At 67.7% G+C, this 16,382-nt stretch carries 17 protein-coding genes; 6 read left to right on the top strand and 11 right to left on the bottom strand.

Features of this window, described 5'->3' with window-relative positions:
• Positions 1–17: 17 nt before the first annotated feature.
• Positions 18–1,550: a tRNA (N6-isopentenyl adenosine(37)-C2)-methylthiotransferase MiaB gene (gene miaB / locus LEL84_RS01400; protein WP_226514218.1), complete on the bottom strand. Its 1,533-nt coding sequence runs from the start codon at positions 1,548–1,550 to the stop codon at positions 18–20.
• A gap of 134 nt (positions 1,551–1,684) precedes the next feature.
• Between miaB and LEL84_RS01395 the strand changes: the two genes are divergently transcribed.
• Genes LEL84_RS01395 through LEL84_RS01380 form a run of 4 tightly spaced genes read left to right on the top strand, consistent with a single transcriptional unit; the run spans position 1,685 to position 5,002 of the window.
• Positions 1,685–2,413: an amino acid ABC transporter ATP-binding protein gene (locus LEL84_RS01395; RefSeq protein WP_171011537.1), complete on the top strand. Its 729-nt coding sequence runs from the start codon at positions 1,685–1,687 to the stop codon at positions 2,411–2,413.
• A gap of 1 nt (position 2,414) precedes the next feature.
• On the top strand, positions 2,415–3,422 hold the full coding sequence (locus tag LEL84_RS01390) for a glutamate ABC transporter substrate-binding protein (RefSeq protein ID WP_065628923.1): 1,008 nt from the start codon (positions 2,415–2,417) through the stop codon (positions 3,420–3,422).
• Positions 3,423–3,437: 15 nt separating this feature from the next.
• Entirely contained in the window at positions 3,438–4,115 is a 678-nt protein-coding gene (locus LEL84_RS01385; protein ID WP_058250184.1) for an amino acid ABC transporter permease, read from the top strand.
• The gene (locus LEL84_RS01380) at positions 4,112–5,002 is read left to right on the top strand and encodes an amino acid ABC transporter permease (protein WP_137808711.1); all 891 of its coding nucleotides are present in this window, start codon (positions 4,112–4,114) and stop codon (positions 5,000–5,002) included. The genes LEL84_RS01385 and LEL84_RS01380 overlap by 4 nt, the downstream gene beginning before the upstream one ends.
• A gap of 28 nt (positions 5,003–5,030) precedes the next feature.
• On the opposite strand, the gene LEL84_RS01375 is transcribed toward LEL84_RS01380, so the two are convergent.
• The 7 genes from LEL84_RS01375 to pgsA form a co-directional block, all read right to left on the bottom strand.
• The gene (locus LEL84_RS01375) at positions 5,031–5,579 is read right to left on the bottom strand and encodes a regulatory protein RecX (RefSeq protein ID WP_058250182.1); all 549 of its coding nucleotides are present in this window, start codon (positions 5,577–5,579) and stop codon (positions 5,031–5,033) included.
• Between the two features lie 25 nt (positions 5,580–5,604).
• Positions 5,605–6,648: a recombinase RecA gene (recA, locus tag LEL84_RS01370; RefSeq protein WP_006866461.1), complete on the bottom strand. Its 1,044-nt coding sequence runs from the start codon at positions 6,646–6,648 to the stop codon at positions 5,605–5,607.
• A gap of 197 nt (positions 6,649–6,845) precedes the next feature.
• Positions 6,846–7,040 carry a DUF3046 domain-containing protein gene (locus tag LEL84_RS01365; protein ID WP_058250181.1) on the bottom strand — a complete coding sequence of 65 codons (195 nt, stop codon included), beginning with the start codon at positions 7,038–7,040 and terminating at the stop codon, positions 6,846–6,848.
• Positions 7,031–8,233 (bottom strand): glycosyltransferase, encoded by a 1,203-nt coding sequence (locus LEL84_RS01360; protein WP_226514217.1) that lies wholly within the window; start codon positions 8,231–8,233, stop codon positions 7,031–7,033. The genes LEL84_RS01365 and LEL84_RS01360 overlap by 10 nt, the downstream gene beginning before the upstream one ends.
• Positions 8,234–8,262: 29 nt before the next feature.
• Positions 8,263–9,078 (bottom strand): phage shock protein PspA, encoded by an 816-nt coding sequence (gene pspA / locus LEL84_RS01355; RefSeq protein WP_226513122.1) that lies wholly within the window; start codon positions 9,076–9,078, stop codon positions 8,263–8,265.
• A gap of 95 nt (positions 9,079–9,173) precedes the next feature.
• Positions 9,174–9,545, bottom strand: coding sequence for a helix-turn-helix domain-containing protein (locus LEL84_RS01350; RefSeq protein ID WP_058250179.1), 372 nt, complete (start codon positions 9,543–9,545; stop codon positions 9,174–9,176).
• 174 nt (positions 9,546–9,719) lie between these two features.
• Positions 9,720–10,421 carry a CDP-diacylglycerol--glycerol-3-phosphate 3-phosphatidyltransferase gene (gene pgsA / locus LEL84_RS01345; RefSeq protein WP_226513121.1) on the bottom strand — a complete coding sequence of 234 codons (702 nt, stop codon included), beginning with the start codon at positions 10,419–10,421 and terminating at the stop codon, positions 9,720–9,722.
• Between the two features lie 131 nt (positions 10,422–10,552).
• On the opposite strand from pgsA, the gene LEL84_RS01340 reads away from it, so the two are divergent.
• Both LEL84_RS01340 and LEL84_RS01335 read left to right on the top strand, forming a co-directional pair.
• Positions 10,553–11,068, top strand: a complete 516-nt coding sequence (locus tag LEL84_RS01340; protein ID WP_058250177.1) for an amino-acid N-acetyltransferase — start codon at positions 10,553–10,555, stop codon at positions 11,066–11,068.
• A 2-nt stretch (positions 11,069–11,070) separates the two neighbouring features.
• The gene (locus LEL84_RS01335; protein ID WP_068969879.1) at positions 11,071–11,355 is read left to right on the top strand and encodes a YciI family protein; all 285 of its coding nucleotides are present in this window, start codon (positions 11,071–11,073) and stop codon (positions 11,353–11,355) included.
• A 40-nt stretch (positions 11,356–11,395) separates the two neighbouring features.
• On the opposite strand, the gene LEL84_RS01330 is transcribed toward LEL84_RS01335, so the two are convergent.
• The 3 genes from LEL84_RS01330 to LEL84_RS01320 form a co-directional block, all read right to left on the bottom strand.
• Positions 11,396–12,436: a TerC family protein gene (locus tag LEL84_RS01330; protein ID WP_226513120.1), complete on the bottom strand. Its 1,041-nt coding sequence runs from the start codon at positions 12,434–12,436 to the stop codon at positions 11,396–11,398.
• A 219-nt stretch (positions 12,437–12,655) separates the two neighbouring features.
• Complete coding sequence (locus LEL84_RS01325) at positions 12,656–15,634, bottom strand: FtsK/SpoIIIE family DNA translocase (RefSeq protein WP_226513119.1); 2,979 nt, start codon at positions 15,632–15,634, stop codon at positions 12,656–12,658.
• Between the two features lie 79 nt (positions 15,635–15,713).
• On the bottom strand, positions 15,714–16,346 hold the full coding sequence (locus LEL84_RS01320; RefSeq protein WP_226513118.1) for a TIGR03085 family metal-binding protein: 633 nt from the start codon (positions 16,344–16,346) through the stop codon (positions 15,714–15,716).
• Positions 16,347–16,382 lie beyond the last annotated feature (36 nt).

Raw genomic sequence — 16,382 nt, 5'->3', positions numbered from 1 at the left:
TCACTTCGTGATGGTGGTCAGCTGCCGCAGCCACTGCCGCAGCCGGCGTCGGCCGGGACGGCGGCGGGGGCACCGAACCCCGGCAGCCCGAGCCCGACGCCGACGGGCGCGGTGGTGGGGGTACGGCTCTGTTCGTGTGCGTCGCCGGCGCGGGTGCGGCGGTGCGCGAGAACGCCGGAATCGGCGATCAGATGGTGTGGTGCCGCTGCGGTGAGCTGCGTGTGCACGACGTCACCCGGGCGGATCCCCGACGCCGTTCCGGGCGCGAAGTGCACCAGGCGGCCGTCCCGGGCGCGGCCGGTCATGCGCTGGGTCTTCGCCGACTTGCGCCCCTCGTCGGCGACCACGAGCAACTCCACCTCGGTCCCGACCAGCGCCTCGTTCTCGGCCAGGCAGATCCGCTCCTGCAGCGCGATGAGACGCCGGTAGCGATCGGCCACGACCTCGGGCGGCACCTGATCGGCCATCGTCGCGGCGGGCGTGCCGGGGCGGGGCGAGTACTGGAAGGTGAACGCGCTCGAGAAGCGGGCGCGCTCGACGACGTCCAGGGTGGCCTGGAAGTCCTCCTCGGTCTCGCCGGGGAAGCCGACGATGATGTCGGTGGTGATCGCCGCATGCGGCATGGCCTCGCGGACCTTGTCGAGGATGCCCAGGAACTTGGTCTGCCGGTAGCTGCGGCGCATCGCGCGCAGGATGCGATCGGACCCCGACTGCAGCGGCATGTGCAGTTGCGGACACACATTCGGCGTCTGGGCCATCGCCTCGATCACGTCGTCGGTGAACTCGGCGGGGTGCGGTGAGGTGAATCGGACGCGTTCGAGCCCCTCGATGTCACCGCAGGCGCGCAGCAGTTCGGCGAAGGCGCCCCGGTTGCGGGGCTGATCGGGATCGGCGAAGGACATCCCGTAGGCGTTCACGTTCTGGCCCAGCAGCGTCACCTCGACGACACCCTGGTCGACGAGGGCCTGTACCTCGGCGAGCACCTCGCCCGGCCGGCGGTCGACCTCCTTGCCGCGCAGCGACGGCACGATGCAGAACGTGCAGGTGTTGTTGCACCCCACCGACACCGACACCCAGCCCGAGTAGGCGGAGTCGCGCTTGGCCGGCAGGGTCGACGGGAACCGCTCGAGCGCGTCGAGGATCTCCACCTGGGCGGCGTCGTTGTGGCGGGCACGATCGAGCAACGCGGGCAGCGACCCGATGTTGTGTGTGCCGAAGACGACGTCGACCCACGGGGCCCGGGACAGCACCGTGTCCTTGTCCTTCTGCGCGAGGCAGCCGCCGACGGCGATCTGCATGCCGGGCCGATCGGACTTGACCGGGGCGAGGTGCGACAGGTTGCCGTACAGCTTGTTGTCGGCGTTCTCCCGGATCGCGCAGGTGTTGAAGACGACGAGATCGGCGGGGTCGTCCTCACCCGCGCGCACGTACCCGGCGTCCTCGAGCAGACCGGCGATGCGCTCGGAATCGTGGACGTTCATCTGGCAGCCGTAGGTACGGACCTGATAACTGCGCGCGGCGGATGCTGCCTGCTCAGGCCGATCCGACAACTCGATACTCACCCCTACGAGGGTACGGGGCGCACGCAAATCGACTCCCACAGGACACCGTGTTCCACGTCGGCCGATAGGGTGCCCCAATGACCGTTTCGCCGAGTAAGTCCGCGGACCCAGGGTCCCAGCCGATGATCGCGATGCGCGGGGTGCAGAAACACTTCGGGTCGTTGCACGTCCTCAAGGACATCGATCTCGAGGTCCCCGCCGGTCAGGTCGTGGTGGTCCTCGGACCGTCGGGCTCGGGCAAGTCCACCCTCTGCCGCACGATCAATCGCCTCGAGCCGATCGACGGCGGCGAGATCCTGGTCGAGGGGCAGGTGCTGCCCGCCGAGGGCAAGGACCTCGCCCGGCTCCGCGCCGACGTCGGAATGGTCTTCCAGTCCTTCAACCTGTTCTCGCACAAGACGATCCTCGAGAATGTCACGCTCGCGCCGATCAAGGTGCGCAAGAAGAGCAAGGACGAGGCCGGCAAGCGCGCCCTCGAACTGCTCGAGCGCGTCGGCATCGCCAGCCAGAAGGACAAGTACCCCGCCCAGCTCTCCGGCGGCCAGCAGCAGCGCGTGGCCATCGCCCGGTCGCTGGCGATGAACCCGAAGATCATGTTGTTCGACGAACCGACCTCGGCCCTCGACCCGGAGATGGTCAACGAGGTGCTCGACGTGATGGTGTCCCTCGCGAAAGAGGGCATGACGATGGTGGTCGTCACCCACGAGATGGGCTTCGCGCGCAAGGCCGCCGACCGCATCATCTTCATGGCCGACGGGGCGATCATCGAGGACTCCGATCCGGAGACGTTCTTCAGCAACCCGTCGACCGATCGCGCCCGGGACTTCCTCGGCAAGATCCTGGGGCACTGACATGACACAGCGAACCACCCGCCCGATGCGGACCGCGGGCCTGGTCCTCGCGGTCGGCGCCCTGCTCGCCACCGTGTTGTCCGCCTGCGGCAGCACCGAACCGCGCAATCTGCTCGACTCCATCCGCGAGGGATCGGTCGTGCTGGGCGTCAAGTTCGACCAGCCGGGTCTCGGTCTGTACGAACCCGACGGCAATGTCGAGGGTTTCGACGCCTCGGTGTCGCGCTATGTCGTCAACCACATCGCCGACGACCTCGGTGTCCCCCATCCCGAGGTCACCTGGCGCGAGACCCCCTCGGCGCGCCGCGAGGCGATGATCGACAACGGTGAGGTCGACCTGATCGCGGCCACGTACTCGATCAACGCGGCGCGCTCGAAGAAGGTGTCCTTCGGCGGTCCCTATCTCGTCACGTACCAGGGTCTGATGGTGCGTGCCGACGACAACACGATCGACGAACTCGCCGACCTCGACAAGGGCAAGAAGCTCTGCTCGGTGACCGGCTCGACACCGGCGCAGAACGTCAAGGCACAGCTGCCCGCGGTCCAGTTGCAGGAGTACGACTCCTACTCGGCCTGCGTCGAGGCGCTGCGTCGCGACAAGGTCGACGCGGTGACCACCGACGAGGCGATCCTCGCCGGCTACTCCAACTTCTGGGAGGGCGAGTTCAAGCTCGTCGAGATGACCTACCTCAAGGACGCCTGCGTGAAGGATGCCCTGAAGACCGCGGGCAGTCCGTTCTCCACCGAGCGCTACGGCGTGGGGCTGGCTCTGGACGACACGGCGTCGCAGAACGCCGTCAACACGGCACTCGACGCGATGCTCGCGCCTTCCGTCGACGGCGAGTCGGCCTGGAACGCCGCGCTGCGCGAGGCGCTCGGCAATCCCTACGTGGACGAGATCATCGCCCGCGCCGACCGTCCGGACTCGAAGTTCCCCTACCTGCCCGATCCCGGCGACCTCGACTTCCTCGACTCGCCCTCCACACCGTGCCCGCCCGGGCTGCAGTGAGCGACGGAGCTACCGATGAATGACGTCTCTCTGTGGGAGAGCATGGGTCCAGAGCTGTGGCCCGCCTTCTGGGTGACCATCCAGCTGACCTTCTACTCGGCGATCGGCTCGCTGGTGTGGGGCACGATCCTCGCGGCCATGCGGGTCTCCCCGGTGCCGGTGATGCGCGGCTTCGCCGAGGTCTACGTGAACATCGTCCGCAACACGCCGCTGACACTCGTGGTGCTGTTCTGTGCGATCGGCCTGTACCAGAACCTGGGCCTGACCTTCGCGCCGACGATCGAGTCGAACAACTTCTGGCTCGCCGTCCTCGCCTTCGTGCTGTACACCTCGACGTTCGTCTGTGAGACGCTGCGCTCCGGCTTCAACACGGTCCCGCTCGGGCAGGCCGAAGCCGCTCGCTCCCTCGGCCTCTCGTTCACGCAGGTCTTCGGGGTCATCGTGCTGCCGCAGGCGATCCGGTCGGTGATCGGTCCGCTGGGCAGCGTCCTGATCGCGCTCACCAAGAACACGACGGTCGCCTCGGTGATCGGCGTCGCCGAGGCGGCGGCTCTGATGAAGACCGAGATCGAGACCTACTCCGACCAGCTGTTCGTCATCTTCGGCGTCATCGCGGCGGGATTCATGATCATCACACTCAGCGAGGGTGCCGTCTTCGGCTACCTCGCCAAGCGACTGGCGGTGAAACGATGAGCGCTGACTCGACCGTCCTCTACGACGCCCCGGGACCACGCGCCCGCACCCGGAACCGCTTGCTGGCGATCGCGTTCATCGCGGTCCTGGCCGCGATCGCGATCTACGTGATCGCCGTCCTCGCCGCCAACGAACAGTTCACCGCCGAGAAGTGGTCGCCGTTCGTCACGTGGAGCACTTGGACCGGCTACATCCTGCCGGGCCTGTGGCGGACCCTCGCGGCCGCGGCGGTCTCGATCGTGCTGTCGTTGTTGCTCGGTGCGGTCCTCGGTATCGGCCGACTCTCCGATCACCTGTGGGTACGCACCATCGCGGGCCTGTTCGTCGAGGTGTTCCGCGCCATCCCGGTGCTGATCCTGATGGTGTTCACCTGGTTCCTGTTCGCGATCTACGGGATCTTCCCGTCGTCCTTCCTGGCATTCGCGGCGGTGGTCACCGGACTCACCCTGTACAACGGGTCGGTCATGGCCGAGATCCTGCGATCCGGTATCAACTCACTGCCCAAGGGACAGACCGAGGCGTCGATGGCACTGGGTCTGCGCAAGAGCCAGATGATGCGCATCATCCTCCTGCCTCAGGCGATCACGGCGATGATGCCCGCACTGATCTCGCAGATGGTCGTGGCGCTGAAGGACAGTGCGCTGGGCTACATCATCGGTTACTCCGAGGTGGTCCGCAGCGGCCTGCTCTCGGCGTCGCGCTACGGCAACTACATCCCGGCACTGATCGTCGTGGCCATCATCATGATCCTGATCAACTTCGGGCTCTCGACCTTCGCCACCAGCCTCGAACGCCGGCTCCGGCAGGGGCGCCGGTCGTCCGCACCGCCCGCGGATCCGGAAGAGACCGAACTCGCTGCGTCGGAGAACCTGCCGACCGGCAGGTGACACCCGCACGATCGTCGTGTGGGGGCGCTCAGCCGCTACGCAGCTCGCTGAGCGCCTCCCCCACGACGTCGAACGCCAGGGACTGGGAATAGCCGCGCCGCACCAGCATTCCGACGAGACGTCGCATCGCCTTGTCGCGTTCGGCGCGATCCTCGGCTATCCGGTCGACGACCGAGGGCGTGAGTTTGCGCACGACCAGACCCGACGCGATCTCACGTTCGTCGTCGGGGTCGATGTCGGCGAGGGCCTCGGCGATGATCGACTCGTCGATCCCCTTGGTGCGGAGCTCGTGTCGTAACGCGACGCGCCCCTTACCGGAGTTGAGGTGGCGGGATCGTACCCACTCGGAGGCGAACTCCTCGTCGTCGAGGAGGTTGTGTTGCTCCAGGCGCGCCATCACGTCGTCGACCGCCTCGGGTTCGAAACCCTTGCGCGTCAATCGCTCTCGCATCTCCTGGCGTGAACGCGCACGGACCCCGAGCAGTCGGAGCGCCGAGTCCCATGCACTGGGTCCCTTACGGTCGGGATCGTTGTCCCGCCGCGTGCGCGTCTGCCCGGGGTCCGTTGCCTCGCTCACGGTCTACCTGAACTCGCCTTCGATGTCAGAATTCGACTGGGGCGGGAGCGATGTCGTCGGCGTCGACGGTGGCGCCGATGCCCAGCTTCTCTTTGATCTTCTTCTCGATCTCGTCGCGGATGTCGACGTTCTCGAGCAGGAACTTGCGCGCGTTCTCCTTGCCCTGGCCGAGTTGATCGCCCTCGTAGGTGAACCACGAACCGGACTTGCGGATGAAGCCCTCCGCGACACCCATGTCGATCAGCGAGCCCTCCTTGCTGATGCCCTGGCCGTAGAGGATGTCGAACTCGGCCTGCTTGAACGGCGGTGCGACCTTGTTCTTGACGACCTTGACGCGTGTGCGGTTACCGACCGCGTCGGTCCCGTCCTTGAGGGTCTCGATCCGGCGAACGTCGAGGCGCACCGACGAGTAGAACTTCAGTGCCTTTCCGCCCGTGGTGGTCTCGGGCGAACCGAACATGACGCCGATCTTCTCGCGCAGCTGGTTGATGAAGATCGCGGTGGTCTTCGACTGGTTCAGCGCGGAGGTCATCTTCCGCAGGGCCTGGCTCATCAGGCGGGCCTGCAGACCGACGTGGCTGTCGCCCATCTCGCCCTCGATCTCGGCCTTGGGGACCAGCGCGGCCACCGAGTCGATGACCAGGATGTCGAGCGCGCCCGATCGGATCAGCATGTCCGCGATCTCGAGCGCCTGCTCACCGGTGTCGGGCTGGGACACCAGCAGCGCGTCGGTGTCGACGCCGAGTTTGGCGGCGTAGTCGGGATCGAGTGCGTGCTCGGCGTCGATGAACGCGGCGATGCCGCCCTGCGCCTGGGCGTTGGCGACGGCGTGCAGGGCGACGGTCGTCTTACCCGAGGACTCCGGACCGTAGATCTCCACGACGCGGCCGCGGGGCAGTCCGCCGATACCGAGGGCGACGTCGAGCGCGATGGACCCGGTGGGGATGATCTCGATCGGCTGACGGGTCTCCTCGCCGAGGCGCATCACCGAACCCTTGCCGAAGTTCTTGTCGATCTGCGCGAGGGCGAGGTCGAGAGCCTTCTCGCGGTCTTGGGGCGCAGGTGCCATGGGAGTTCTCCTCGGTTGTGAGCCGGATTTCCGGCGGGCGGTCTGTGCGGTCCGGGCGTTCATGTGATGAAAGTAGCCGGTGGGTCCGACAACTCTTCAGACGCAGACTCGGCCCGTGTGGTTCCGTCTGATTTCACCTCTGGGCACCAGGATGAACGAACACCTGTTCGATGGCAAGTGTGACACGCGGTGGCGCGTCACCAGCGATGGCGCGGTACGTCGAAGTCGCGACAGATCGCGATCCAGACGTCGCGCGGGTCGACCCCGTCGTCGATCGCCTGGGCACCCGTGCGTCCGCCGACCTCGATCAGGATGTGATCGGACAGGATCGAATCCGCCGACGGCACACCGAATTCGGTGGTCATCAATTCGGTGAACTCGGTCAGACGCACGGGTCCAGCCTAGGTGACGCCGCCAGAACGCGATGCGCGACCGCCACCGGGTCGACGACGTCGGTCACCGACTCCCCGATCGCACCCGCCGCGCGTGCATGTGCCGGATCGTCCAGGACGGCCCGCACGGCGTCGGCAACCGCGTCCGCGGTGACCGGACGCACCGCCTGCCCCGCTCCGGCTCGTCGGATCCGGGCGGCGAGCTCCCACTGGTCACCCCCACCGGGCACCGCGACGACCGGCACCGACGCGAGCATCGCCTTGGCGAGGATCCCGTGCCCGGAGCCACAGATCAGCAGGTCGGCGTGCGCGAGCACCTCGTCCTGCCGGCCCGGCCCCGCCGTGATCAGTTCCCCGCGGAAGCGGGCGAGATCAGCCCCGTCGGGGTCGCGGAGCCCCGAGACCACCACCCGCACGGTCCGGGCCAGTGTGTCGGGCGACAGGGCTTCGAGAGCCTCGCCGAGCATGTCGGCGGCGCCGGTCTGCGCGGTCGACGGGGCGACGACGACGAGAGGGTGATCGCCGGTAGGCACGGTGAAGTGATCGTCGGTGGGCTCCCACACCAGGGGTCCGACGAGATGCGTGTCGGTCGGCCAGTCGGGGCGCGGGACCTCGAGGCCGGGAAGGGTGGCGATGAGTCGCGCCGCCGGTTCCGCGTCGACGTCACCCAGCCCGATCGTCCGCCGGGCAGCGTCCCGCTGCCGCACGCCCTGGCGGATCGACGACGCGGTGGCGGCGCGCATCAGCGTGTCGCGCAGCCGACCCCCGACGCCGCGACCCGGTTCGAGCCCGGACCCGATCGGCGGTAGTCCCCGGGACGGCCGGTACAGCGGATGCGGCGACAGCTCGATCCAGGGCAGTCCACACAGTTGAGCGGCCCAGCCCCCGCCCACGGTGATGACGTCGGAGATGACGAGTTGGGTCCCGGCCGCACGCAGCGGCCCGACGAGCTGCTGGGCCATGCGCGCGGCGCGGGCACTCAGTTTGGCTCCGGCGTCGGAGTCGTCGTCGGAGTCCTCGGCGCGCAGCCCCGGGAGATCAGCGATGTCGATCCCCCGGCGGCGCGCGGCCTCCGACCATGCGAGGGAGGTGAACACGACCGGTGTGTCACCGGCGGAGCGGAACCGCTCGGCCAGCGCGAAAGCCGGGAAGGCATGCCCGGCGTCGGAGCCCGCGACGATCGCGACGCGCACGGGTTCGTCGTGCACGCGGGCGCGATCTGTCAGTTCTGCTGGGGCGGCTCGGTGGTCGGCGGCGCGGACTGGGTCGCCGGCTTCTGCAGACCCGGTGCGGTCGTCCCGGCGGCAGGCAGCGCTTCACCGCACATGCTTGCGCGGATCTGCTCGAGACGGGAATGTCCGGCCATCTGCACGCCGGCCTGCTCGACCTCCTGCATGCGGCCCTGCACGGAGTTCTTGGCCAGCTCCGCCGAACCGAGCGCGTTCGCGTAGCGTCGTTCGATCTTGTCGCGGACCTGGTCGAGGCTCGGCGTGTTACCGGGCACCGACAGCTCGCTCATCTGGTTGAGCGACGCCGAGACCTGCTCCTGCATCTTCGCCTGCTCGAGTTGACTGAGCAGCTTCGAACGCTCGGACAGCTTCTGCTGCAGGATCATCGCGTTGCGCTCGACGGCCTTCTTGGCCTGATCGGCCGCCTGGAGCGACTGGTCGTGCAAGGACTTGAGGTCCTCCACGCTCTGCTCGGCGGTCACCAGCTGGGCCGCGAACGCCTCGGCAGCGTTGGTGTATTCGGTCGCCTTCTGCGTGTCACCGGCCGCGGCGGCCTGATCGGCCAGCGTCAGCGCCTGGCGGGTGTTCGCCTGCAGCCGCTCGACGTCCTCGAGTTGCCGGTTCAGCTTCATCTCGAGCTGCCGCTGGTTGCCGATCACCGAGGCCGCCTGCTGCGAGAGCGCCTGGTGCTGACGCTGGGCGTCCTCGATCGCCTGCTGGATCTGGACCTTCGGGTCAGCGTGCTCGTCGATCTTCGCGTTGCCGAGTGCTGTGAGGTAGCGCCACAACTTCACGAACGGGTTCGCCATGCTCGTCGTACTCCATTCAGGGGTCTGAGAACTCTGGTGACCAATCTAGCGTCTGCGAGTCCGGTGTTGAGTCGGTGTCGTTCAGACGGTGCGGGTCAGGCAGCCGCGAGAGCCGTGGCCTCCCGGCGGCCGGCGGGAGCCGGGATCACGACCTTGGTCGCGGTCAGTCCGGCCTCGGTGGCTTCGACGCCGTCACCCATCGGCTCGGCGCCGACCACGACGGGTTCGGCACCGGCCGGACGCATTGCGCTGCCGACTTCGAGGAGCAGGTCGGCGATCTCGACGTCGAGCGCGTCGCAGATCGCGGCGAGCAGTTCGCTCGACGCCTCCTTCTGACCGCGTTCGACTTCCGAGAGGTAGCCCAGACTCACCCGCGCACCGGTGGACACCTCGCGCAGGGTCCGGCCCTGCTGCGTCCGGACCCGACGCAGGCTGTCGCCGAGCGCCTCGCGTAAGAGCATCGCCATCGAGTCTCCTCCCTACTGAACGTCTCGGCCCAACGGAACTACTCGGCGCCCACCGAACCGGCGGCGCGCCTGCTGCCCTACCCAACGCTTCGCGGTCCCGACGGGTTCCCCGCAGCACCGGCGGCATCGGCACCCACGGTCGGGGCAGCACCGTCTGATCGACGATAGTCGAAGTCAGCGACCGCCGCCGGTTCCTCCCACAGCACGTCCGCGCGGTGCCACCGGCCGGGGTGCGGTCTCATCGCGATCGGACCGGACCTTGACCGCCTGCCAGGTGTAGTCCAGACCCGTGTAGATCGTCACCACCACCGCCAGTCCCATCAGGATGTCGGCGGCGAGCTGCCACGGCCCGCCGAGCGGGAGGAGGTACAGACCGATGGCGAGCGCCTGCAGCAGCGTCTTGAGCTTGCCGCCGCGGCTGGCCGGGATGACCTTGTGCCGCAACACCCAGAAACGCAGCGCCGTCACCCACACCTCGCGGGCGACGATCACCACGGTGACCCACCACGGCAGGATGCCGAGGATCGACAGCCCGACGAGGGCACCGCCGATGAGGGCCTTGTCCGCGATGGGGTCGGCCAGCTTCCCGAAGTCGGTGATCAGGCCGCGCTGCCGGGCGATCATCCCGTCGTACCGGTCGGTCAGCGCCGCGACCCCGAAGACGATCGTGGCGATCGTGCGCCACAGCGTCGACTCGCCCGACTCCATGAACAGCGCGACCAGGAACACCGGCACCAGGACGATCCGGAACACCGTGAGCGCATTGGCGATGTTGACCACCGGCACCGGGTCCACCGGGTCGGTGATGTGGTCGGGCCCGCGGCCCACATTGGCGATGCCGTTCTCTTCGACGGCGCGCCGGATCCGGTCGGTCATGAGCTCGCTCCTGACCGCGGCGTCGTGCCGCAGTTCAGGGCAGTCCTCAAGTACACGCCCATCAGGGTATCGGCAGTCCCGGCGAACGACGTGCACAGGTCGCCCCATCGCAGAGACTAAGCTGAATTCCCATGTCCCCCGCCGATCACGTCGTCATCCGTCGTGCGCGCACCTCCGACGTCCCGCGGATCAAAGAACTGATCGACCAGTACGCCGGGAAAATCCTCCTCGAGAAGAACCTCGTCACGCTCTACGAGTCCGTCCAGGAGTTCTGGGTCGCCGACGTCGACGGCCTGGTCGTCGGTTGTGGTGCGCTGCATGTGCTCTGGGCCGATCTCGGCGAGGTCCGCACGGTCGCCGTCGACAACGCCCACGCCGGGCGCGGCATCGGCCACCTCCTCGTCGACCGGCTCATGGCGGTCGCCCGCGAACTGCAGCTCTCGCGCGTCTTCGTGCTCACGTTCGAGACGGCGTTTTTCGCGCGGCACGGTTTCGCCGAGATCCAGGGCACCCCGGTCACGCGCGAAGTGTTCGAGGAGATGTGCCGGTCCTATGACACCGGCGTCGCAGAGTTTCTCGACCTCAGTTACGTCAAACCCAACACCCTGGGCAACACCCGGATGCTGGCAACCATCGAGCAGGAGTGACCATGCCGTTCTTCGCCGTGCAGTACACCTATCGCCCCGCCAAGGCCGCCCTGCGGGATCAGCACCGGCCTTTGCACCGGGAGTGGCTCGCGGAAGAACACTCGGCGGGCAACGTGCTGATCGCCGGCCCCTATCCCGACGGGTCGGGCGCGCTCATCGTCATCCGCGCAGCCGACCTCGAGGCGGCCGAGGCATTCCTCGCCAACGACCCGTTCCAGGCGCATCAGGCCGTCGACGCCATCCGCATCGACGAGTGGACGCAGGTGTTCGGGCCGTTCCCGGGCTGATGCCACGTCCACCCGTCGGCGACGGGTGGACGTGGACGGGTCAGGAGTCCTTGGACTTCCGTGCCGGGGCGTCGGTCGTGTCGCCGGCGGATTCGACCTCCGGCGACTTCGCCATCCCGCGACTCTTGATCAGGCTGGCCACCGTGGTGATCACCAGGACACCGAGGATCACCGACAGCGACAGCCCGGTCGAGATCTCGGGGACCGCCACGTGCTCGCCACCGTTGATGAACGCCAGGGTGTTCTCGTGCAGGGCGTGGAGGACCAGCTTGACGCCGATGAAGGCCAAGATGATCGACAGGCCGATGGACAGGTACACCAGGCGGTCGAGCAGTCCGCCGATGAGGAAGAACAGCTGACGCAGACCCATCAGGGCGAACGCGTTGGCGGTGAAGACCAGGTAGGGCTCGGACGTGAGGCCGTAGATGGCCGGGATCGAGTCGAGCGCGAACAGTACGTCGGTGAAGCCGATGACGATGAGCACCATCAGCATCGGGGTCGCGAGGCGCTTGCCGTTGACGCGGGTGAACAGCTTGTCGCGGTCGTACGAGTCGTGCGTGCGCAGGTAGCGCTTGACGAAGCGCTCGAGGCGCGTCTCGCGCTCCTCCTCGTGCTCGACCGGGTCGTCACTCTCGCGGAGCAGCTTGACGGCGGTGAAGATCAGGAACGCGCCGAACAGGTAGAAGACCCAGCTGTAGGCGTTGATCGCGGCCGCACCGACAGCGATGAAGATGCCGCGCATGATGAGGGCCATCAGGATGCCGAGCAGCAGGACCTTCTGCTGGTACTCCTTGGGCACCGCGAACTTCGCCATGATGATGACGAAGACGAACAGGTTGTCCACCGACAGCGCCTTCTCGGTGACGTAACCGGCGAAGTACTCACCGCCGAAGGTCGAACCCCAGTTCCACCAGACGAACAGACCGAAGATGACGGCGAATCCGATGTAGATCGCCGACCAGATGCCCGACTCCTTGAGCGACGGCGCGTGGGGCACGCGCACGTGGGTGAAGAAGTCGAACGCGAATAGGGCGAGGATCACCGCACAGGTGATCAGCCATACGGACAGCGAAACATCCACTTGTAACCTCCAGCAGGCAGCATGAGCTGACGAGCCAGAGGTCTCTCCCACCGAACGGGGGCCGACGCTCCGGGTCAGGGCCGCGACGATGATCGGCATCGTTGCGAATCGTGACCGTATTGACGGAGACGCCGCTTTGGGGATACTCCCCTCATGGATCTCCGGCTACCTTATACAAAGCGCAGGAAACCTGCAGAAACCGCAGGTCAGCGACCCGAGTCAGGTGCCGGAACTGTCCGTTTCGTCGCCGCCGCCGGTGATCGAGGCGATCACCCCCGCCAGATCGTCGGGCTTCACGAGCACCTCTCGCGCCTTGGAGCCCTCGCTGGGGCCGACCACTCCGCGCGTCTCCATCAGGTCCATGAGACGGCCGGCCTTGGCGAACCCGACCCGCAGCTTGCGCTGCAGCATCGACGTCGACCCGAACTGGCTCGACACGACCAGTTCGATCGCCTGCAGGAGATCGTCGAGGTCGTTGCCGATGTCGCTGTCGATGTCCTTCTTGTCGCCCGCCTTCGCCGCGGTGACACCCTCGGTGTACTCCGGCTCGGCCTGCTCCTTGGAGAAATCGACGACCGCGGCGATCTCCTCGTCGGTGATGTAGGCACCCTGCATGCGGATCGGCTTGTTGGCGCCCATCGGGAGGAACAGGCCGTCGCCCATGCCGATCAGCTTCTCGGCACCCGGCTGATCCAGGATGACGCGTGAGTCGGTCAGCGACGACGTCGCGAACGCCAGCCGCGACGGCACGTTGGTCTTGATCAGACCGGTGACGACATCGACCGACGGACGCTGCGTCGCGAGCACCAGATGGATGCCGGCGGCGCGCGCCTTCTGGGTGATCCGCACGATCGCGTCCTCGACGTCGCGGGGCGCGGTCATCATCAGGTCGGCGAGCTCGTCGACTATGGCCAAGATGTACGGATACGGCTTGTAGACGCGTTCGCTGCCCAGCGGGGCGGTGATGTCTCCCGACCGGACCTTCGAGTTGAAGTCGTCGATGTGGCGCACCCGCGAGGCCTTCATGTCCTGGTAGCGCTGCTCCATCTCCTCGACGAGCCAGGCGAGTGCGGCAGCGGCCTTCTTCGGTTGCGTGATGATCGGCGTGATGAGGTGCGGGATTCCCTCGTACGGGGTGAGCTCGACCATCTTCGGGTCGATCAGGATCATCCGCACCTGCTCCGGCGTCGCACGGCTGAGCAGCGACACGAGCATCGAATTGACGAAGCTCGACTTGCCCGAGCCGGTCGACCCGGCGACCAGCAGGTGCGGCATCTTCGCCAGGTTGGCGCTGACGAAATCACCCTCGATGTCCTTGCCGAGCCCGATCACCAACGGATGCTTGTCCTTCCGGGTCGACGGCGAATTCAGCACGTCGGCCAGGCGAACCATCTCACGGTCGGAGTTGGGGACCTCGATACCGACCGCGGACTTGCCGGGGATCGGCGCGAGCAGGCGCACGTTGTCCGTTGCCGCGGCGTAGGCGATGTTGCGTTGCAGCGCGGTGATCTTCTCGACCTTCACGCCCGGGCCGAGTTCGATCTCGTATCGCGTGACGGTCGGCCCGCGGGTGTATCCGGTGACCGCGGCGTCGATCTTGAACTGCTCCAGCACGCCGGTCATCCGGTCGATCATGTCGTCGTTGGCGCTGCTGCCCATCTTCGGCGGATCGCCCTCGAGGAGAAGGTCGGCGGGCGGCAGGCGATAGTCCCCGTCCGCGGTGGGATCGGACGGGATGAACGCCTCGTCGTCCGACATCCCCTCGTCCGTCATCTCGTCGTCGAGATCGGGTTCGTGCCGGGGCTCCGGTTCGGGTGCGGGACGCGGCGCGGATCGCGCGGTGGCCCGCCGGGCCGGGGTGGCGCGGGTACGGGGGCTCGGCGCGATCACCTCGGTTACCTGCTGGTCGGCATCCGCGAAGTTCTCGGTGACGGCCTCCTCGAGCGGGGCGACGTCGGCGACGTCGGCGGGCTTGCGCCGCGACGTCCGTCCCGAGGTCCGCGCCGGCGCCGAATCCGGCGGGTAGTTGTCGTACGGGTTCGACGAGTACGGCCGACGCCGGGACCGCGACTCGAGCGCACCGGAGTCCCAGGGATCCGACTCGGCGCTGTCGGTCTCGGTATCGGGTTCGTCGAAATCCGGATCGTCGTAGTTCTCGGCGTCGGCATCCCACTCGTCGTCGTCCCAGGGCGCGTCGTCGCCCCGTCCGACACCCAGCCCGAGGTAACCGGCGGCGGCGTCGACGACCTCGCGGACGGTTCGGCCGCTGAGGATGAGTACGCCGAATGCCATGCACAACAACAGGATCGGCACCGAGACCCACGCGGTGACACCCGCGGTCAACGGTGTGCCCACCGCGAAGCCGACGAACCCGGCCGCGCCGGACCGTCCGGGGAGGTCGACCGGCGCACCGGCGACGAGGTGCATCAGACCGAGCAGCGGAAGGATCACCAGGAACCCACCTGACAGGTAGCGGCCGCGTCGCTCCGGGGCGGCCGGCCGTCGCATCAGGACCACTGCCAGCGCGAGGAGACCGACCGGCACGAGCACGGCCGCCGACCCGATGACCGCGCGGATGAGGGCCTCGATGAAGGCGCCCACCGGACCCGCCGCACCGAACCAGACACTGGCGCCGACGAGCAGACCGAAGGCGAGGAGACCGAGTGCTGTCCCGTCCCGCCGATGGCTGTGACCGCCGGGCCGGGGTCGACCGTTGCCGTCGGACCCGTCGTCGAACTCCTCGAAGTCCGGGTCGGTGTCGTCGATGTCGTCGAACTCTCCGACGACTTCGGTGCGCGGTCCGCGGCCGACGCCCGAGCCCGCCCGGGCGGCGTTGCCGACGCCCCGCGCGAACAACGACCATCCGGCACCGATGCCCTTGCCCACCGCGGACGCCCCGGCCGCGGCGACGGAACGACGATGCAGGTCCACCGACTCCGCTGGTGCAGCGGACCGGGAACTCTTCCGCGATGCCCCGGCCTTCGACCTCGTCGAGGCACCGGCGCCCGTACGACGCGAACCACCGCTCTGCGACCCGCCGCTCTTCGAACCGTCACCCGTCGAGCGGCGAGCGGCGGTCGAACTCCCTCGAGCCGAACTCGCCCGCCCCGAACCACCGCGTGCGGATCCACCGCGCGTGGAACCAGCAGCGCCGCGCGCGGAGGACGCGCGTGTACCCGTGCTTGCCTTCGAAGCCATACCGACAGACTAGTGGGCAGCGGTCACATCAGTCACACGGGCAACACAGACAACGGATGCGTGTCGAAGTTGTGATCGCTCAGAGGCCGCGCGAACTCTCGCGGACGCCCGTGATCGCGGCGGCGTCGCCGGCGAATGTGACGTCGACCGGTGTACGGCCGAACGCGAACAGCACCAGCTCACCGACACGACCGGTCACGATGACGTCGTCACCCGATCCCGCCGTCACCAGATCCTCGCCGTCCGGGGTGCGCAGGGTCACGCGGGCCGGGACCTTCTTGAGCGTCATCCGGCCCATCGACTGGGCCGGCGTTCGCAACTCCGCCTCGAGTTCGGGGGCCAGCGACCGGGGCGTCCACGGCCCGTCGGGGTCGACGCCGCCACGCAGGACGTCTTCGTGGTGGACGAACATCTCGGCGAGGTTGGCGAATCGGTCGATCAGCTTGAACGGCGAGTAGACCGGCGGTCCGGAGGCGAGCAACGCGAGTTGGGCATCCCAGTCCTTCGACGTCGCCTGGGCCCGCACCTTCTCGGTGTGGCCGGCGAAAGCCGGGATGAGAATGCCCGGCCCGGTGTCGGGGCGTCGTTCCCGGACCACGAGATGCGCCAACAGATCGCGAGTGGTCCAGCCCTCACATAAGGTGGGCGCGTCGGGGCCCACCTTTCGAAGGGTCTCGACGAGGGCTGCTCTTTCCTTCTGCGCTCCGGTCACACGACCACGGTAGCGACAAAACCGTGGTCTCGTTCC

The organism is Gordonia sp. WA4-43 (assembly GCF_020520305.1).
Classification (GTDB): domain Bacteria; phylum Actinomycetota; class Actinomycetes; order Mycobacteriales; family Mycobacteriaceae; genus Gordonia; species Gordonia hongkongensis.
This window is presented reverse-complemented; position numbering and strand designations above follow the sequence as displayed.